Source organism: Rhodoferax sp. LB1P47, assembly GCF_056521445.1.
Genome location: NZ_JBWMAU010000009.1, coordinates 148,708 through 166,940, shown reverse-complemented (window position 1 = coordinate 166,940; position 18,233 = coordinate 148,708). Strand labels below are relative to the sequence as shown.

Below are 18,233 nucleotides of genomic sequence, written 5' to 3'. Positions count from 1 at the left end.
GCTGACAGTCCCAGTGCTTGGCAAAATAACGCTTCTTGCATTTGTGTTTCTCCTTTGGGATTGGATGTCAACACAATTTTCTAGCCCGTGGTGCGCCACCCGAAACGGAAGAGAGCCATTTTTACTTGAAAATCAACGAACGGCCGCGATCACCATAATTTCCACCTTGATCTCGGGCCGTGCCAACCGCGCCTCCACCGTAGCCCGCGCCGGGCCGATGCCGGTGCTGCCGATCCAGGCATCCCACACCGCGTTCATGGCGGCAAAGTCGCCCATGCTGCTTAGGTAAATGGTGGCGCTCAGGATGCGCGACTTGTCGCTACCGGCCAAGGCCAGCACGCTGTCGATCTGGTCCAGCACGCTCTGGGTTTGGGCGGTGATGGGCAGGCTGGCATCTTCTGGGATTTGTCCGGCCAGGTAGGCCACGCCGTTGTGGATCGTGGCGTCGCAGAGTCGGTTGCCGGGGTGGATGCGTTGGATGGTCATGGTGTGGCTTTCTAGAAAGTGGAGAGATAGCTTACCGGCTGTGGATTACTACAAAATAAATAGCTGCCAGCGCAGGTTCAATATGCGCGGGATGCCGATTGGATGCCTAAATATTGCCGCGCCCATGCTGTGCCAATAGCTTGCCCACCCCCGCCTTGGCGCAGCGCTGCACGGCCATCAGCAGCGGGCTGTGCGGCGCAGCCACGCCCCAGCGCTGGCGCAGGTCGTGCTGGATCTGGCCCAGCAGGTGGGCGGCCATTTCGGCATCGGCCAGGGCGCGGTGGGCTTGGGCCGCAGGCGGCAGGCGGTGGTAGTCCACCAGGGTGCCGAGTTTGTGGTTCGGGGCCTGCGGGTACAGGCGGCGCGACAGCAGCAGGGTGCACACAAAGGGCTGGTCGGCGGGGTCATCGATGCGGGCCAGCTCGGCCTGCCAGAACTTGCGGTCGAACGCGGCGTTGTGCGCCACCAGCGGCAGCTTGCCCACAAAGCGGCTGGCCTCCGCCATCGCCTGGGCGGCGCTGGGCGCGTGGGCCAGCATGGCGTTGCTGATACCGGTGAGCTGGGTGATGAACGCAGGGATGCGCACCCCGGCGTTCATCAGGCTCTGGAAGCGGTCCAGCACCTGGCCGTGCTCGACGATGACGATGGCCACCTCGGTGGCACGGTCGCCCTGGCCGGGGGAGATGCCGGTGGTTTCAAAGTCAATGACGGCTAAACGGGTCATGGCAACTCTCCGGGCAGCAGGGCCCACAGTGGCACGGCTTGCACACCATCGGCCAGCGTAAACCGGTGCTGGCCGGGGTAGACCACGTACAGCGCGTCCAGCTTCAAATCCCGCTGGGCGATGCGCATGGATTGGGTGACCTTGGGTGCGTCGGCGCGCTGGAATTCCACCCCGATGCGCTGGCTGCCTTTGAGCATCAGCAGGTCCAGCCGGGCACCGGCGTGGGTGGACCAGGTCCAGGCGCTGTCGGGTTTGGCGATGCGCAGCACCTGCTCCAGCGCAAAGCCGGTCCAGCTGGCACCGCACAGCGGGTGCGCCAGCAGCTGCGGCAGGGTCTGCACGCCCAGCAGCGCATGCAGCAGGCCGGAGTCGCGCAGGTACAGCTTGGGGGCTTTCACCTGGCGTTTGCCCAGGTCTTCAAACCACGGCGGCAGCTGGCGCACCATGAAGGTTTGCGTCAGGTGGTCCAGGTAGCGGCGCACCGTGGTTTCGCTGCTGCCGAGGGACCGCGCCAGCGGGGCGGCGTTCCAGGTCTGGCCGTGGGTCTGGGCGGCCATGTGCCAAAAGCGCAGCATGGTCGGGGCGGGCACGCGCATCCCGAGCTGGGGCAGGTCGCTGTACAAAAACCGCTGCATGGCCGCCTCGCGCCAGGTGGCGCTGACGGCATCGTCCGGCTCCCGATACGCCTCGGGGAAACCGCCGCGCAGCCACAGGCGGTTGGCGGCATCGGTGTCTGCGCCCACCTCGTTGAGGTTGAAGCCGGTGACCTCCAGCGTCACCGCCCGGCCCAGCAGCGACTCGCTCTGGTGCATGGCACGCGGCGTGGCGCTGCCCAGCAGCAGGTACTGGCCTTTGCGCTGGATGTGCGTAGGGCGGTCGATCAGCACGCGCAGCACCTCGCACAGTTCCGGCATGTGCTGCACCTCGTCGATCACCACCAGCCCTTGCAGATCGGCAAGCGCGGCCATCGGCTCGGCCAGGCGGCGGCGTGCGGCGGCGTTTTCCAGGTCGAAGTAGTTGGGCGAGTCGGTGGCCACGAAGTGGCGTGCCAGCGTGGTTTTGCCCACCTGCCGGGGCCCCACCAGTTCGACGGCGCGGAAGGTTTTGAGGAGCTGGCGGAGGCGGTTTTGGAGGTCGGTGCGGGCAATCATGGAGGCGCGATTTTAAAGACAAACTACTGGCTATTTGCATGTGCGATGCAGGATATTCAAGCTAACTATTTTTATAGTCTTGAAAATGGAATATGCGATGTTGGAATATCTATATAAATGGCAATGCATTTCTTTTCAGTAGAGGCCGCTGTATTAACCCCAGCCCGGCACGTGCCCGCCAGAGCGGCTACATTTTTTGCATGCCCGACATGATCCCTTCCTCTTCTTCCCCCGCTGCCATGCCACCCCGCAGCCCCACCGACACCCGCTTCCACACCCGCGAATGGCTGGCGCTGGTGGCCATCATGCTGGGAGTGGCGCTGGGGTCGCTCGACACCGCCATTGCCAACACCGCGCTGCCCACCATTGCCGCCGATCTGCACGCATCGGCGGCCACCTCGATCTGGATCATCAACGCTTACCAGCTGGCCGTGGTGGCCAGCCTGCTGCCGTTTGCCGCACTGGGTGATGCGCTGGGGGCCCGGCGCATCTATATCGGCGGGCTGGCGTTCTTTACGGCCGCGTCGCTGCTATGTGCGTTTGCCGATACGCTGCCCTTGCTGGCGGGGGCCCGGGCGCTGCAAGGCATTGGCGCGGGGGCACTGATGAGCGTCAACATCGCGCTGGTGCGGCAGCTGTACCCGGCGGAGCGTTTGGGCCGGGGCGTGGGCTTGAACGCGCTGGTGGTGGGGCTGGGCTTCACCCTCGGCCCGGCGGTGGCATCGCTGGTGCTGTCGGTGGCAACCTGGCCTTGGCTGTTTGCCATCAACGTGCCGCTGGGGCTGATGGCGCTGGCCTTCGCGGTGCCCACGCTGCCCCACAGTGCCCCGCGTAGCCACGGCTTTGACCGGGTGGCCGCCGTGTTGACGGCCACCACATTTGCCGCGCTGATTCTGGCCTTGGGTAACGCTGCACAGCGCGAGGCCTGGCCGTGGATTGCCGCCCCGCTGGCCGTCACTCTGGTGGCGGGCGGGTTGCTGTTGCGCCGCCAGGCCGGGCACCCGGCCCCCATGTTGCCGCTGGATTTGCTGCGCCGCCCGATGTTTGCGCTGTCTACCGTGACGGCCATTGCTGCGTTTGCGGCGCAGGGTTTGGCGTTTGTAGGGCTGCCGTTTTATTTTGAAGAGGTGCTGCACCGCGACCCCATCAGCACCGGATTTTTGATGATGGCCTGGGCCATCGTGGTGGCGCTGGCTGCCCCGATTGCCGGGCGCATGTCCGACCGCCACCCACCGGGCCTGCTGGGCGGTGTGGGGCTGGCGGTTTTGAGCCTGGGCATGGTGTCGCTGGCCCTGCTGCCCAGCGAGCCGCAGACGCTGGACATCGTGTGGCGCATGGCGTTGTGCGGCGCGGGGTTTGGCTTTTTCCAGTCGCCCAATCTGAAGGCGCTGATGTCCAGCGCCCCGCCCGAGCGCAGCGGTGGCGCCAGCGGCGTGATCGGCATGGCCCGGCTGCTGGGCCAAACCACCGGTGCAGCGCTGGTGGCGCTGTGCTTTGGGCTGATGGGCCATCTGCATGGCCCGATGTGGGCGCTGGGGCTGGGGGCAGTGTTTGCCGGCCTGGCCTCTATGGCCAGCTTTGCCCGGCTGTGGGCGGTAGAAAAAGCGGTATAAAAAACACACAAGGACTTGCGTAAGTTCTCCGCAATTCTCTGGTTTCTCGTCCCGCGTCTTTACGCTTTCCATACACCCCACCCCCCGCTCTCTACCCCATCTTTACGCCCGTAAACCTACCCTTACCCCATCAATTTTTCAAAGAAAGCGGGATGGTATGGATGTGCTTTGGATTGCGGGCCTGGGCCTGCTGTGGGGTGTGATGGTGTTGCTGGTGAAGGGCTTGCAGAAGCTCGAAAAACCCCAGGGAGGCCGTGCATGATTTCGCTCGAAATGCTGTATGGCCTGGGTGGCGTGTGCGCCGTGCTGTTGCTGGCGTATTTGGTCTATGCGCTGATTTGCGCGGAGGAGTTTTGATGTCCTCCAACGCCTGGATTTTGCTGACCGTCTATCTGCTGGTGCTGCTGGCCGCCGCCTGGCCGCTGGGCCTGTGGCTGGCGCGTTTGGCCCACGGCAACGTGCCGGGCTGGATGCACAAGCTTGAAGCGCCTTTGTACAAACTGGCGGGCACGTCGCCGACCCAGTCCATGCATTGGGCGCACTACGCGCTGGCGTTGCTGGCTTTCAATGCGCTGGGCGCGCTGGTGGTCTATGCGCTGCAGCGGCTGCAAGTGTGGCTGCCGCTGAACCCGCAGGGCATGGCGGCGGTGTCGGCCGATTCGTCCTTCAACACCGCCATCAGCTTTGCGGCCAACACCAACTGGCAGGGCTACGCAGGCGAATCCACGATGGGCTATTTGACCCAGATGCTGGCGCTGGCGGTGCAGAACTTCTTCTCGGCTGCCACCGGCATTGCCGTGGTGTTTGCGTTGATGCGTGGCTTTGTGGCGCGCTCTACCGCCGTGATCGGCAACTTCTGGGCCGACATCGTGCGGGTCACCGCCTGGGTGCTGGTGCCGCTGTCGCTGGTGTTCGCGGTATTTTTGGTCGGCCAGGGCGTGATCCAGAACTTTGACGGCTACAAGGAAGTCACCACACTGGAAACCACCGGTTACCAGGTGCCCAAGCTGGATGCCGCAGGCGCGCCGGTGCTGGATGCCAAAGACCAACCGGTGCTGGAAGATGCCAAGACCCAGACGCAAACCCTGCCGATGGGCCCGGTCGCGTCGCAAGAGGCCATCAAAATGCTGGGCACCAATGGTGGCGGCTTCTTCAACGCCAACTCGGCGCACCCGTTTGAAAACCCCTCGGCGCTGAGCAACTTCTTGCAGATGCTGGCGATCTTTGTGATCCCCGCCGCACTCTGCTTCACCTTCGGCAGCGTGGTGGGCGACAAGCGCCAAGGTTGGGCCGTACTGGCCGCCATGACCATCATGTTCGTGCTGGCGGTCATCTCCATCACCCCCGCCGAGCAAGCCGGGAATCCGCTGCTGCACCCACTGGGTGTGGACCAGCTGGCCAGCAGCCTGCAGTCGGGCGGCAATATGGAAGGCAAGGAACTGCGCTACGGCATTACCGCCAGCAGCCTGTTTGCCGTTATTACCACCGCTGCGTCCTGCGGCGCGGTGAACGCCATGCACGACTCGCTCACACCCCTGGGCGGCATGGTGCCGCTGGTGATGATGCAGCTGGGCGAAGTGGTGTTTGGCGGTGTGGGCACGGGGCTGTACGGCATGCTGGTGTTCGCCATCCTGGCGGTGTTTATCGCCGGGCTGATGATTGGCCGCACACCCGAGTACCTGGGCAAGAAGATCGAGGTGCATGAGATGAAGCTGACCTCCATCGCCATTCTGGTCACCCCCATCGTGGTGCTGGCAGGCACGGCGGTGGCGGTGATGTCGGGTGCAGGCACTGTGGGTGTGGCCAACCCCGGCGCGCATGGCTTCAGCGAAATCTTGTACGCGCTGACCTCGGCGGGCAACAACAACGGCAGCGCCTTCGCGGGCCTGTCGGCCAACACACCGTTCTACAACACGCTGCTGGGCATTGCCATGTGGCTGGGCCGTTTTGGCGTGATTGTTCCTGTGCTGGCGATTGCCGGGTCGCTGGCCGCCAAGCAGCGGCTGCCGGTGACGGTGGGCACCTTGCCCACGCACGGGCCGCTGTTTGTGACCCTGCTGATCGGCACCGTGCTGTTGGTGGGCCTGCTGAACTACGTGCCCGCGCTGGCTTTGGGCCCGGTGGTCGAACACCTTGTGTTGTGGGCGAAACCATGATTGCTACTATTTTTATAGCTATCTGCGCAGGTAGCACCTGCGCTAGAGGCCAATTTGGCTTAAATTCTCGAAAGATCTCCGTATGAACACCCCTCAATCTTTGGTGTTGCTCGACCCCGCCTTGCTCAAGCCCGCGCTGGCCGCCGCCTTCACCAAGCTCAACCCCCGCGTGCAGTGGCGCAACCCGGTGATGTTTGTCGTCTTTATCGGCAGCATTTTGACCACGCTGTTCGGCGTGCTGGCGCTGCAAAGCGGCGACGGCACGGCCAGCTTTGTGCTGTCGGTGGCGGTGTGGCTGTGGTTCACCGTGCTGTTTGCCAACTTTGCCGAGGCCCTGGCCGAAGGGCGTGCGCAAGCGCAAGCCTCGTCGCTGCGCGGCCTGAAGAAAAGCACCATGGCCAAGAAACTGCGCGTGCCCAAGCACGGCACGACCTGGCTCCCAGAGGAGGCTGAAAACCTGCGCAAGGGCGACGTGGTGCTGGTGGAAGCGCATGATTTGATTCCGCTGGACGGCGAGGTCATCGAAGGCGTGGCCTCGGTGGACGAGAGCGCCATTACCGGGGAATCGGCACCGGTGGTGCGCGAGTCGGGTGGCGACTTCTCCAGTGTCACCGGCGGTACGCGGGTGCTGTCCGACTGGCTGGTGGTGCGCATCAGCGTGAACCCCGGCGAGTCCTTCCTGGACCGCATGATCAGCATGGTCGAAGGTGCCAAGCGGCAGAAAACGCCGAATGAAACCGCGTTGACGATTCTGCTGGTGGCGCTAACCATCGTGTTCCTGGTGGTCACCGTGACGTTGCTGCCGTTCTCGATGTTCAGCGTGCAGGCGGCAGGCACAGGCACCGTGGTGAGCATGACGGCCTTGATCGCGCTGCTGGTCTGCCTGATCCCCACCACCATCGGCGGCCTGCTGTCGGCGGTGGGCGTGGCTGGCATGAGCCGCATGATGCAGGCCAACGTGATTGCCACCTCCGGCCGCGCGGTGGAAGCCGCTGGCGACGTGGACGTGCTGCTGCTGGACAAAACCGGCACCATCACCCACGGCAATCGCCAGGCATCCGCCTTCTTCCCCGCTCCCGGCGTGCTGGAGTCCCAGCTGGCCGCCTGCGCCGCCCAAGCCTCGCAAACCGACGAAACGCCCGAGGGCCGCAGCATCGTCACGCTGGCCCAACGCTTGGGGTTTTTACAGGCTCTGGTGGGCAAAACAACCGACATGCCGTTCACCGCCCAAACCCGCATGAGCGGCATCGACGTGGTGGCGGGTGGCCAAACCCGCGTGCTGCGCAAGGGCGCGGTGGACGCGATCCGCAAATATGTGCAGGCGCAGAACGGCCGCATGCCCACCGAAGTCAGCCAGCAGGCCGACGACGTAGCCCGCCGGGGCAGCACGCCGCTGGTGGTGGTGGAAGGCAACACGGTTTTGGGCGTGGTCGAGCTGAAAGACATCGTCAAAGCAGGCATCAAAGAACGCTTCGGCGAGCTGCGCCGCATGGGCATCAAGACCGTGATGATCACCGGCGACAACAAGCTCACCGCTGCGGCCATTGCCGCCGAAGCCGGAGTCGATGACTTTTTGGCCGAAGCCACGCCCGAGCAAAAACTGGCCTTGATCCGCCAATACCAGAGTGAAGGCCACCTGGTCGCCATGACCGGCGACGGCACCAACGACGCACCCGCCCTGGCCCAGGCCGACGTGGCCGTGGCCATGAACAGCGGCACCCAGGCGGCCAAGGAGGCCGGCAACATGGTGGACCTGGACTCCAACCCCACCAAGCTGCTGGAGATTGTGGAAACCGGCAAGGCGCTGTTGATGACGCGCGGCGCGCTGACCACCTTCTCCATCGCCAACGACGTGGCCAAGTACTTCGCCATCATTCCGGCCATCTTCGTCAGCACCTACCCGCAGCTGAAGGCGCTGAATGTGATGGAACTGGGCAGCCCGTCCAGCGCCATCTTGTCGGCGGTGATCTTCAACGCGCTGATCATCATGTTCCTGGTGCCACTGGCGCTCAAGGGCGTGCAATACCGGCCTGTGGGAGCCGCCGCGCTGCTGCGCCGCAACCTGCTGATCTACGGCCTGGGCGGCCTGGTTGTGCCCTTTATCGGCATCAAGGCAATTGACATGGTGCTGGTTGCGGCCAACTTTGTTTAACCCCCGTTGATGGCCGCCCGCCCCCACCCCGGCCCTCCCCCGAAGGGGGAGGGAGGAGTAAAGGACTCCTGTCTTACCCCCTCCCCCCACGGGGGAGGGTTGGGGTGGGGGCGGGCAGCCACCCACGGTGCATAACGCAACGACTTAACTTTGGAATCCACAATGAACCCCATCCTCCGCCCCACCCTGGTGTTATTTACCGTCCTCACGCTGCTCACCGGCGTGCTCTACCCCCTGGTCGTCACCGGCGTGGGCCAGGCGGCTTTTCCGAAAGAAGCCGCTGGCAGCCTGATCCTGCGCGACGGCAAACCGGTTGGCTCCGAGCTGATTGGCCAGAACTTCAGCGACCCCAAGCACTTCTGGGGCCGTCCCTCGGCCACCGGGCCCTTTCCTTACAACAGCGCGGCCTCCAGCGGCTCCAACCAGGGGCCGCTGAACCCTGCGCTGACCGATGCCGTCAAGGGCCGCATCCAGGCCCTGCGCGATGCCGACCCCGGCAATACCGCACCGGTACCGGTGGATTTGGTGACGGCCTCGGCCAGCGGGCTGGACCCGCACATTAGCCCGGCGGCCGCGCTGTACCAAACCCAGCGCGTCGCCAAGGCGCGGGGGCTGGTTGCCGCCAAGGTGCAAGCCGTGGTGGCACAGCACACCGAGCTACCGTGGCTGGGTTTTCTGGGTGAGCCGCGCGTCAACGTGCTGCAACTGAATCTAGCCCTGGACACCATGCAGTAACCTCACCGCATGGACCAACGCCCCGACCCCGACGCGCTGCTGCTGCGCCTGCAAGCGCAAGACAGCGCCCGCGCCAAAGGCCGGTTGCGCATCTACTTCGGGGCCAACGCGGGCGTGGGCAAAACCTACGCCATGCTCAGCGCCGCACAGCAAGCCCACCAGGCCGGGCGCGAGGTGCTGGTGGGCGTGGTGGAAACCCACGGCCGCAAAGAAACCGCCGCCCTGCTGCATGGCCTGGAGCAGTTGCCGCTGCGCCAGTTGCCCTACCGGGGCCAAACGCTGCCCGAATTTGACCTGGATGCCGCCCTGGCCCGCCAACCCGCCATTCTGCTGGTCGATGAGCTGGCCCACACCAATGTGGCGGGCTCGCGCCACCCCAAGCGCTGGCAAGACGTGCAGGAGCTGCTGGCCGCAGGCATCGAGGTCTGGTCGGCGCTGAACGTGCAGCACCTGGAGAGCCTGAACGGCACGGTGGGTGCCATCACCGGTATCCGCGTGACCGAGACCGTGCCTGACACCGTGCTCGACAGTGCCGATGAAATCATCCTGGTGGATGTCACCCCGGACGAGCTCACCGCCCGGCTGCAGGCGGGCAAGGTCTACCTGCCGCAGCAGGCGGCACGGGCGGCGCAAAACTTCTTCCGCAAAGGCAACCTGATGGCGCTGCGTGAAATCGCCCTGCGCCGCACCGCCGAGCATGTGGAAGACGACGTGCGCAGCTACCGGGTGGAGCAGTCGGGCAGTGCCTCCACCTTGCCGCCGGTGTGGAACACCTCGGGCGCCATTTTGGCCTGCGTGGGCCCGCATGTGGGTGCCGAGCACACCGTGCGCAGCGCGGCGCGGCTGGCCGGGCAGCTCAACGTGCGCTGGCATGCCGCGTATGTGGAAACCCCGCTGCTGCAACGCCTAGAGGCCGCCGAGCGCGACCGCATTTTGACCGTGCTGCAACTGGCCGAAACCCTGGGCGCCGACACGGCCGTGCTCACCGGCAGCCCTATTGCCGAAGTGCTCGTGCGCCAGGCGGCCACCCTGAACTGCGCCACCCTGGTGCTGGGCCGCCCCCACCCGCCGCCGCGCTGGCAGCTGTGGCACCGGCTGGCCCCGCCATTGACCCGCCAACTCGCCACCCTGGCCCCCACGCTGGACGTGCTGGAAGTTGGCGCCAGCCCCAGCGCCCGCAGCCTGCCCCGCACGCTACTGCCCTCGGATGCCGACGGCAGTAGCAGCCCCCGCTGGCCCGCCTATGCCGCCGCCGTGGGCGCAGCGGTGCTGGTCAGCCTGCTGGCCGCGCCGCTGGCGGACTGGCTGGATCTGGCCAACATCGTGATGCTGTTTCTGGTGGCCGTGGTGCTGGTCGCCATGCGCTGTGGGCGCGGCCCGGCGGCGCTGGCAGCGGTGCTGAACGTGGCCGCGTTCGACTTCTTCTTTGTGCCGCCGCGCTTCTCGTTTGCCGTCAGCGACGTGCAGTACCTGGTGACCTTCTGTGTGATGCTGGCCATCGGCCTGCTGACCGGCCAGCTCACCGCCGGGCTGCGCTTTGCGGCCCGCATCGCTGCCAGCCGCGAGCGCCGGGCCCAGGCCCTGTTCGACCTGACGCGGGAACTGTCCGCCGCGCTGCTGACCAGCCAGGTGGTACAGATCGGCCAGACCGCTGTGCAGCGCCTGTTCACCCAGGTCGAGGGCGAGGCCTTCGACCCGGTCAAAGGCGGCAAGGTGATGGTGCTGGTGGCCGAACACCCCGACACTGGCACAGGTCGCCTTATCCTGCCCACCCTGCTGCCGCACGACTTCGACACTGGCATTGCCGACTGGGTGTTGCGCACCGGTAAAAGTGCCGGGCTGGCCACCACCACCTTGCCCGCCCACCCCTGGCATTGCGTGCCGCTGCAAGCTCCCATGCGGGTGCGCGGCGTGCTGGCCCTCAAGCCCAGCCAGGCCCGCTGGCTGCGCATCCCCGAGCAACAGCAGCTGCTGCAAACCCTGGCCCGGCAAATCGCCATTGCGCTGGAGCGCGTGCACTACGTGGAGGTGGCGCAAGAGGCCGTCGTCCACATGGAATCCGAGCGCCTGCGCAACACCTTGCTGGCCGCCATTTCGCACGACGTGCGCACCCCGCTGACCGCGCTGATGGGCCTGGCCGAGTCGCTGCAAACCTCCCAACCGCCGCTGGCCCCCGCGCAGGCCGATACCGCGCAAGCGATGGTGGTGCAGGCCCGCGAACTCTCGGCCTTGGTCACCAACCTGCTGGACATGGCGCGGCTGCAAAACGGCGGCGTGGCCCTGCGCAGCGACTGGCAGTCGGTGGAAGAGCTGGTGGGCTCCGCCATCCGCGCCGCTGGCCCGGCCCTGCGTGGCCAGCCTGTGGATACCGATGTGCCCGCCGACCTGCCGCTGGTTGAATATGACGCGGTGCTGCTGGAGCGCGTGCTGGTGAACCTGCTGGAAAACGCCGCCAAATATGGCGCGGCGCCCATCGTGTTGACTGCCCGCGCCACCCCCACCAGCCTGGTGCTCACGGTGCGCGACCACGGCCCCGGCCTGCCCGCCAAACTGCGCGGCCGCGAGGCGGAGCTGTTCGACAAATTCACCCGGGGCAGCACCGAATCGGCCACCCCCGGCGTGGGCCTGGGCCTGGCCATCTGCAAAGCCATCGCCGATGCGCACCGGGGCCAGATCAGCGCCGCCAACGCTCCGGGCGGTGGCGCAGAATTCACCCTCACACTGCCGCGCAAACCCCCACCGGAAATCCCTTGAGCACACCGTTGATGACCGCCCGCCCCCTCCCCAGCCCTCCCCCGAAGAGGGAGGGAGCAATACCGGGCCCCGCATTGCCCCCTCCCCCACCGGGGGAGGGCTGGGGTGGGGGTCGGATGTCTGGCTATGCGTCCCCATGACTACCCCTGTCGCCGTCCTCGTCGAAGACGAACCCCACATCCGCCGCTTCGTGCGTGCCGCGCTGGAGGCCGAAGGCTGGCAAGTCTTCGAGGCCGGCACTGCCCAACAAGGCCTGACGGAAGCCGGCACCCGCAAGCCCGACCTGCTGGTGCTCGACCTGGGCCTGCCCGATGGCGACGGGCTAGACGTGCTGCGCGACGTGCGCGGCTGGTCGGCCGTGCCCATCATCGTGCTGTCGGCCCGCAGCGGCGAGGCCGACAAAATCGCCGCGCTGGATGCCGGGGCGGATGACTACCTGACCAAGCCCTTCGGCGTGGGCGAGCTGCTGGCCCGCGTGCGCGCCAACCTGCGCCGCCCCCGCGTGGCCGAGGGCAGCGAGGAGGCCGTGTTCCGCTTTGGCACGGTGGAGGTAGACCGCACCGCCCGCCTGGTGCGCCGGGGCGGTGCCGAGGTACACCTCACCCCCATCGAATACCGCCTGCTCTCGGTGCTGGCCAGCAACGCAGGCCGGGTGCTCACCCACCGCCAGCTGCTGCGCGAAGTCTGGGGCCCGGCCCACACCCAGCAAAGCCACTACCTGCGCATCCACATGGGCCACCTGCGGCAAAAGCTGGAGGCCGACCCGGCGCAGCCGGTGCATTTGCTGACGGAAACTGGGGTGGGCTACCGGCTGCTACAGGCGTAAAATGTAAAGAAATATGCCTCTAGCGCAGATACTACCTGCACAAGTAGCTACATAACTAATAGCAAATTATGAACACCCCCATCCAACCCCCTGCACCCCCTGTCCCCTTCCGCCGCGCCGCGCCCCCCGCAGGTGCCACGGGAACGGTCAGCAGCACTGACCCCATCCGCCTGAACAAGCGCATGGCCGACATGAACATGTGTTCGCGCCGCGAGGCCGATGAATGGATCGCCAAGGGCTGGGTCAAGGTCAACGGGGCGGTTGCCGAGATGGGGGTCAAGGTCACGCCCAGCGACCGCATCCAGATCGACAAGGCCGCCAGCGGCCACCAGGCCACCCAGGTCACCATCCTGATCAACAAACCCATGGGCTATGTGAGCGCCCAGGCCGAGGACGGGCACGAACCGGCGGTCACGCTGTTTACCCCGCAAAACCGCTGGGTGGACGACAACGCCCGCTTCTTCCACCACCCCAACCAGTTGCGCGGCCTGGCCCCCTGCGGGCGGCTGGACATCGACTCCATCGGCCTGCTGGTGATGACGCAAGACGGCCGCGTGGCCCGCCAGCTCATCGGTGAAGACTCGGACATGGAGAAGGAATATTTGGTCCGCGTGGCCTACCACGGCCTGGGCCAGCCCGCGCCCACCGGCCAACTGGTGCGCATGGACGACGACGACCCGGTCACCAGCAACGTGCAAGCCGTGTTCCCCCCCGCCATGCTGGCCAAGCTGCGCCACGGCCTCAGCCTGGACGGCCAGCAACTCCAGCCCGCCAAGGTGACCTGGCAAAACCCCGAGCAACTGCGCTTTGTGCTGACCGAAGGCAAAAAGCGCCAGATTCGCCGCATGTGCGAGCTGGTGGGCCTGAAGGTGGTGGGCCTGAAGCGCGTGCGCATCGGCAATGTGATGCTGGGCAATCTGCCGCTGGGGCAGTGGCGCTACCTGGCCCCGCACGAGAAGTTTTAAGCCCGCACGCGGCCTCTCATCTGGCGACACCATCGTGGGCGGGGGGCCTGCCGCGATCGATAGAAAGGTGCGGGCTGGCAGGCATAGGCGGCAGCTTGCATGCTATTAAAACAATAGCTTGCTGCGCCGTTCTAATAAGGGCTAGCGGCCTAAAAGCCATTCAGCCCTCGATCAGGATGGCGCGGAAGTCGTTCACATTGGTCAGCGTGGGTCCGGTTACCACCGAGTCGCCCAGCGCCTGGAAGAAGCCGTGGCCGTCGTTGTGGTCTAGGCTGTGCCGGGGGGGGATGCCCAGCGCCCAGGCGCGGGCCAGGGTGTCGGGCGTGATGACGGCCCCGGCGATTTCTTCGGCCCCGTCCACGCCGTCGGTATCGCCCGCCAGGGCGTGCACGCCGGGCAGGCCGTCCAGGGCCACTGCCAATGACAGCAAAAATTCCACATTGCGCCCGCCCCGGCCTTGGCCCTTGACGGTGACCGTGGTCTCGCCGCCCGACAGCAGCACGCAGGGCGTTTTGAACGGCTGGCCGTGCAGCACCACTTGGCGGGCGATGCCGGCCATGGTCTTGCCCAGGTCGCGGGCCTCACCCTCCAGGCTGTCGCCCAGGATGTAGGGGGTGACCCCGGCGGCGCGGGCCACGGCGGCGGCGGCTTCCAGGGCCATTTGCGGGGCGGTGATGGTGCGCGTGGTGCAGCGCGCCAGCCGCAGATCGCCGGGCTTCACGCTCTCGCCCTGGCCGCTTTCCAGCAAGGCGCGTACGGCGGGCGGCACTGGGATGCGGTAGCGCTCGATGGTGGCCAGCGCATCGGCGCAGCTGGTGGGGTCGGCCACGGTGGGGCCGGAGGCGATATTGATGGGGTCGTCGCCCGGCACATCGGAGATCAGCAGGGTCCACACCCGCGCCGGGTGGCAGGCGGCGGCCAGGCGACCGCCTTTGACCTGGGACAGGTGGCGGCGCACGCAGTTCATCTCGGAGATGCTGGCACCGCACGCCAGCAGCGCGCTGTTCACGGCCTGCTTGTCGGCCAGGGTCAGGCCCGCGGCGGGGGCGACCAGCAGCGACGAGCCGCCGCCGGAGATAAGGGCGATCACCAAATCATCTGCCGTCAGTCCGCTCACCATGTTGCGGATGCGCTGGGTGGCCTGCTGGCCTGCGGCATCGGGCACCGGGTGGGCGGCTTCGGCGATTTCGATGCGTTCACACGGCACGGCATAGCCATAGCGGGTGATGACCAGGCCTTCGAGCGGGCCGGGCCAATGCGCTTCCAGCGACCGGGCCATCGCTGCCGAGGCCTTGCCTGCGCCGATAACGATGGTGCGCCCCTTGGGAGAGGGTGGCAGGTGCGGGGGCAGGCACAGCGCGGGTTGTGCGGCAGCGATGGCCGCATCGAACAGGCTGCGCAGCAGGGTGCGCTGGTCAACCGGCAAGGAGGGCTTCATAAGGACAGGCGATCCGGCGTTGACAGACGTTGGTCGGCTTTGGTAGGCGCTAAGAGCGCGCTGGGCGGATTGCCAGCGCTGCGGGCTGGTGGCGGCCACGGGTGGCCAGTAGCACCAGTATGCCGCCCAGAAACAGGCTGCCTGCCAGCACATACAGGCCTGCTGTGGTGCTGCCGGTGGCATCCTTGATGCTGCCCACCATGAAAGGGCTGACGAACCCGGCCAGGTTGCCCACGGCGTTGATTAGCGCAATACCCGCTGCCGCCGCCGAGCCGCGCAGCATGCTGGTCGGCAGCGTCCAGAACAGGGGCAGGCTGGTCAGAATGCCCATGGTGGCCAGGCTCAGTGCGGCCATGGCCAGCGCCAGATCGCCGCCGAAGATGCCGCTCAGGATCAGGCCGATACCGCCAACGAAACCGGCCCCGGCGGTGTGCCAGCGGCGTTCGCCACTGCGGTCCGAGCTGCGGCTGGCCAGCACCATGGCCACGGCGGCCAGGGCGTAGGGAATCATGGTCAGCAGGCCCACATCCAGCACGTCCTTCACGCCCGCCGTTTTGATCAGCTGCGGCAGCCAGAAGCTGATGCCGTACAGGCCCATGATGAAGCAAAAGTAGATGCTGGCCATCAGCCACACCCGGCCATTGCGGAAGACTTGCTTCAGGCTGTGGTCGGCGCGGGAACCTTCGTCGCGGCTAATGTTGTCGATCAGCAGGCGCTTTTCGGCATCGGTGAGCCAGGGGGCTTGGGCGATGGAGTCATCGAGGTAGAAGTACACGCCGATGCCCACCAGCACCGACGGAATGCCTTCCAGCAAAAACAGCCATTGCCAGCCCGCCCAGCCGTTCACCCCGGCAAAGGCCTGCATGATCCAGCCCGACAGCGGGCCGCCCACCACGCCCGACAAGGCAATGGCCGTCATGAACAGCGCCACCACGCGGGCGCGGCGTGCCGATGGGAACCAGTACGTCAGGTACAGGATGATGCCGGGGAAGAAGCCCGCTTCCGCCACGCCCAGAAAGAAGCGCAGCACATAGAACATGGTGGGGGTGGTGACGAACATCATGCAGGAAGAAATCACGCCCCAGGTGACCATGATGCGGGCGATCCACACCCGGGCCCCGGTGCGGTGCAAGATCATGTTGCTGGGCACTTCGAACAAAAAGTAGCCGATGAAGAAGATGCCCGCCCCCAGGCCGTACACGGTGTCGCTGAACTTCAAATCGGTCAGCATCTGCAGCTTGGCAAAGCCTACGTTGACGCGGTCCAGGTAGGCCACCACGTAGCACAGGAACAGAAAGGGAATCAGCCGCCACATGACCTTGCGGTAGGTGGCTTGCTCCAGCGCGTCGCTGGCAGGGGCGGGAATGGGCATTTCTTATGTCTCCAGGAGATGGACTTGTGGGGGTGCGTGGCGCGTCGCCACCGACCAGGAAAACCGGTCTGGGCGCAGTCTAGGGAGATGGCCCCGTTTCAAAGAGTGACTTTGCGGCAACCCAGCATCAACGTGCAGGAATAGCCTTTGCTAACAAGGACTTGCGCGCCTGCCTCCGGGCGCTGCATGGTGAAAACCCCTAGTCAACGGGATCGCTGGGATCCACCGGCCACACCACCTGTAGCATGGCCAGCAGGGCCTGGAGGGTGGCGGCGTTTTCATCGGCGCGGCGGTACAGCAGCGACAGCGGGCACGGCAGGCGCACGCCCTGCCACACCACCAACTGGCCCCGCTGTAGCACCGGTGCGGCGATGCGTTCGCGCATCAGGCTCAGGGCCACGCCGCTTTGCACCAGCTCCAGCATGGTGGCTTCCTGGTCGGCCTGCACCGAGGTGCGGTGGCTCAGGCCGCGTTCGGCAAACATCTGGGCCACCAGGCCGTACTGCGAGCCGCCCACCGGGGTGGACAGCCAGGGCATGGCGGCCAGGTCGCTCCAGTCGGCCTGGCGCAGCCGCGCTTCCCAGGCCACGGGGCCGACCACCACGTAGTGCTCCAGCCAGAGCTGGCGCACGGCGATGTCCGGGTCTTTCAGTGCGCCCAGGAAGAAGCAGGCATCCACCTCGCCATCGCGCAGCATCTGCAGCACGCTACCCGAAATGCCGTGCTGCAGCGCCACGTCTACGTGCGGGTAAAACTCCAGCAGGGCCGCCAGCAGCGGGCCGAGGCGGATGGATTCGGGGTCGATGATGGTGCCCAGCCGCAGCCCGCCCGACACCGTGCCCCGCATCTGCGCTGCCAGCGCGCTGATGTCGTGTACCGACTCCACGGTCCGGCTGGCCAGCGGCAACAGCCGCCGCCCCTCGCCGGTGAGCACCATGCCGGTGGGCGTGCGCGCAAACAGCAGCACGCCCAGCTCGTCCTCCAGGCCCTTGATCTGCTTGGACAGCGCGGATTGGGTCAGGTGCAGTTGCTCGGCCGCCCGCACCAGCTGGCCGTGGCGGGCCACGGCCAGAAATGCACGGAGTGGGGTGAGTTCCATCGCGGCATTATCGCCATGGATTGATTTGCTATTTATTTAATAGCTTCTCTCGCCTATTAAATAAGGGCTAGCGGCCTAAAAAGCATATAAATCACTCGTCACTCAGCAGCAGGTTGTAAATCACCGCACCCACAATCGCGCCTACGATGGGGGCCACCCAGAACAGCCACAAATCGCCCATTGCACCGGGCCCGAACAGCGCCGGGCCGGTGCTGCGGGCGTCAAAGGCACCGGCCGCGCGCTTGGCGGTGGAGCCCAAAATCACGATCAGGAAGATAGCGGTCATCACCACTTCGCAGATCAGCACCGACTGCATGCTGAAACCGCCGGGCGAGTTGGCCCCAAAGCCGTTGGTGGCAAACGCACCCGCGCAATGATGTAGCCAGGCAGGCCGGATGCGGGGAAGCGCTTGCCAATCGCCAGGCCAATCGATACGGCCGGGTTGAAGTGGCCGCCCGAGATCGGGCCCAGGGCGTAAGCCCCGGTCACCAGCGTCAGGCCAAACGCCAGCGACACGCCCAGCAGGCCAATGCCCACGCCCGCAAACGCGGCGGCCATCATCGTCGCGGGGGAATGTGACGGCGGCAACTAATGCACAGAATCGGCTGTTTTTGGCGGAAACTTTGTATACGATATTTACAAATTCAACTTTGCGGGCCTGCCCCGCGCCATAGGGCTTGCAATTGACCTGCCCGGCCATAATTGAGGGTTGCCCGGTAACTGTGCATTCCTGTGCGTGCCGACACCTCTTTTCCCGAACTA

Annotated in this window: 14 protein-coding genes and 1 pseudogene; 8 read left to right on the top strand and 7 right to left on the bottom strand. The window is 65.9% G+C overall.

What is annotated here, in order from left to right; all coding sequences use genetic code 11:
- Positions 1-132: 132 nt before the first annotated feature.
- The 3 genes from AC0969_RS12310 to AC0969_RS12300 all read right to left on the bottom strand — a co-directional run bounded on the left by AC0969_RS12310 (position 133) and on the right by AC0969_RS12300 (position 2,361).
- On the bottom strand, positions 133-486 hold the full coding sequence (locus AC0969_RS12310) for a RidA family protein (RefSeq protein WP_479624430.1): 354 nt from the start codon (positions 484-486) through the stop codon (positions 133-135).
- 106 nt (positions 487-592) lie between these two features.
- Positions 593-1,210: a 3'-5' exonuclease gene (locus AC0969_RS12305; RefSeq protein ID WP_479624429.1), complete on the bottom strand. Its 618-nt coding sequence runs from the start codon at positions 1,208-1,210 to the stop codon at positions 593-595.
- Positions 1,207-2,361 (bottom strand): ATP-binding protein, encoded by a 1,155-nt coding sequence (locus tag AC0969_RS12300; RefSeq protein WP_479624428.1) that lies wholly within the window; start codon positions 2,359-2,361, stop codon positions 1,207-1,209. Before AC0969_RS12300 ends, AC0969_RS12305 begins: the two co-directional genes overlap by 4 nt.
- 239 nt (positions 2,362-2,600) lie before the next feature.
- On the opposite strand from AC0969_RS12300, the gene AC0969_RS12295 reads away from it, so the two are divergent.
- The 8 genes from AC0969_RS12295 to AC0969_RS12260 all read left to right on the top strand — a co-directional run bounded on the left by AC0969_RS12295 (position 2,601) and on the right by AC0969_RS12260 (position 13,562).
- The gene (locus AC0969_RS12295; RefSeq protein ID WP_479624437.1) at positions 2,601-3,974 is read left to right on the top strand and encodes an MFS transporter; all 1,374 of its coding nucleotides are present in this window, start codon (positions 2,601-2,603) and stop codon (positions 3,972-3,974) included.
- A 258-nt stretch (positions 3,975-4,232) separates the two neighbouring features.
- Positions 4,233-4,331: a K(+)-transporting ATPase subunit F gene (gene kdpF / locus AC0969_RS12290; protein ID WP_479624427.1), complete on the top strand. Its 99-nt coding sequence runs from the start codon at positions 4,233-4,235 to the stop codon at positions 4,329-4,331.
- The gene (gene kdpA, locus AC0969_RS12285; RefSeq protein WP_479624426.1) at positions 4,331-6,130 is read left to right on the top strand and encodes a potassium-transporting ATPase subunit KdpA; all 1,800 of its coding nucleotides are present in this window, start codon (positions 4,331-4,333) and stop codon (positions 6,128-6,130) included. The genes kdpF and kdpA overlap by 1 nt, the downstream gene beginning before the upstream one ends.
- Positions 6,131-6,212: 82 nt before the next feature.
- The gene (gene kdpB / locus AC0969_RS12280; RefSeq protein WP_479624425.1) at positions 6,213-8,282 is read left to right on the top strand and encodes a potassium-transporting ATPase subunit KdpB; all 2,070 of its coding nucleotides are present in this window, start codon (positions 6,213-6,215) and stop codon (positions 8,280-8,282) included.
- A 162-nt stretch (positions 8,283-8,444) separates the two neighbouring features.
- Positions 8,445-9,017 (top strand): potassium-transporting ATPase subunit KdpC, encoded by a 573-nt coding sequence (gene kdpC, locus AC0969_RS12275; RefSeq protein WP_479624424.1) that lies wholly within the window; start codon positions 8,445-8,447, stop codon positions 9,015-9,017.
- A 9-nt stretch (positions 9,018-9,026) separates the two neighbouring features.
- Entirely contained in the window at positions 9,027-11,771 is a 2,745-nt protein-coding gene (locus AC0969_RS12270; protein ID WP_479624423.1) for a DUF4118 domain-containing protein, read from the top strand.
- A 136-nt stretch (positions 11,772-11,907) separates the two neighbouring features.
- Entirely contained in the window at positions 11,908-12,597 is a 690-nt protein-coding gene (kdpE, locus tag AC0969_RS12265; RefSeq protein WP_479624422.1) for a two-component system response regulator KdpE, read from the top strand.
- A gap of 68 nt (positions 12,598-12,665) precedes the next feature.
- On the top strand, positions 12,666-13,562 hold the full coding sequence (locus AC0969_RS12260) for a pseudouridine synthase (RefSeq protein WP_479624421.1): 897 nt from the start codon (positions 12,666-12,668) through the stop codon (positions 13,560-13,562).
- Between the two features lie 160 nt (positions 13,563-13,722).
- Here AC0969_RS12260 and AC0969_RS12255 read toward each other — a convergent pair whose 3' ends face one another.
- From AC0969_RS12255 to AC0969_RS12240, 4 genes and pseudogenes are all read right to left on the bottom strand, one after another.
- Positions 13,723-15,000, bottom strand: coding sequence for a glycerate kinase type-2 family protein (locus AC0969_RS12255; protein ID WP_479624420.1), 1,278 nt, complete (start codon positions 14,998-15,000; stop codon positions 13,723-13,725).
- A gap of 49 nt (positions 15,001-15,049) precedes the next feature.
- A complete protein-coding gene (locus tag AC0969_RS12250; RefSeq protein ID WP_479624419.1) occupies positions 15,050-16,372 on the bottom strand; it encodes an MFS transporter in 1,323 nt (440 codons plus the stop codon).
- Between the two features lie 199 nt (positions 16,373-16,571).
- Positions 16,572-17,471, bottom strand: a complete 900-nt coding sequence (locus AC0969_RS12245) for a LysR family transcriptional regulator (RefSeq protein WP_479624418.1) — start codon at positions 17,469-17,471, stop codon at positions 16,572-16,574.
- A 91-nt stretch (positions 17,472-17,562) separates the two neighbouring features.
- Positions 17,563-18,038: pseudogene (locus AC0969_RS12240) on the bottom strand (aquaporin); the annotation flags it as partial.
- Positions 18,039-18,233 lie beyond the last annotated feature (195 nt).

Excerpts from the sequence above, each read along its gene's own strand:
- AC0969_RS12255 (WP_479624420.1), bottom strand. The coding sequence starts at position 15,000 with ATGAAGCCCTCCTTGCCGGTTGACCAGCGCACCCTGCTGCGCAGCCTG.
- AC0969_RS12260 (WP_479624421.1), top strand. The coding sequence starts at position 12,666 with ATGAACACCCCCATCCAACCCCCTGCACCCCCTGTCCCCTTCCGCCGC.
- AC0969_RS12310 (WP_479624430.1), bottom strand. The coding sequence starts at position 486 with ATGACCATCCAACGCATCCACCCCGGCAACCGACTCTGCGACGCCACG.
- AC0969_RS12300 (WP_479624428.1), bottom strand. The coding sequence starts at position 2,361 with ATGATTGCCCGCACCGACCTCCAAAACCGCCTCCGCCAGCTCCTCAAA.
- kdpA (WP_479624426.1), top strand. The coding sequence starts at position 4,331 with ATGTCCTCCAACGCCTGGATTTTGCTGACCGTCTATCTGCTGGTGCTG.
- AC0969_RS12245 (WP_479624418.1), bottom strand. The coding sequence starts at position 17,471 with ATGGAACTCACCCCACTCCGTGCATTTCTGGCCGTGGCCCGCCACGGC.
- AC0969_RS12250 (WP_479624419.1), bottom strand. The coding sequence starts at position 16,372 with ATGCCCATTCCCGCCCCTGCCAGCGACGCGCTGGAGCAAGCCACCTAC.
- kdpE (WP_479624422.1), top strand. The coding sequence starts at position 11,908 with ATGACTACCCCTGTCGCCGTCCTCGTCGAAGACGAACCCCACATCCGC.
- AC0969_RS12270 (WP_479624423.1), top strand. The coding sequence starts at position 9,027 with ATGGACCAACGCCCCGACCCCGACGCGCTGCTGCTGCGCCTGCAAGCG.
- AC0969_RS12305 (WP_479624429.1), bottom strand. The coding sequence starts at position 1,210 with ATGACCCGTTTAGCCGTCATTGACTTTGAAACCACCGGCATCTCCCCC.
- AC0969_RS12295 (WP_479624437.1), top strand. The coding sequence starts at position 2,601 with ATGCCACCCCGCAGCCCCACCGACACCCGCTTCCACACCCGCGAATGG.
- kdpB (WP_479624425.1), top strand. The coding sequence starts at position 6,213 with ATGAACACCCCTCAATCTTTGGTGTTGCTCGACCCCGCCTTGCTCAAG.
- kdpC (WP_479624424.1), top strand. The coding sequence starts at position 8,445 with ATGAACCCCATCCTCCGCCCCACCCTGGTGTTATTTACCGTCCTCACG.
- kdpF (WP_479624427.1), top strand. The coding sequence starts at position 4,233 with ATGATTTCGCTCGAAATGCTGTATGGCCTGGGTGGCGTGTGCGCCGTG.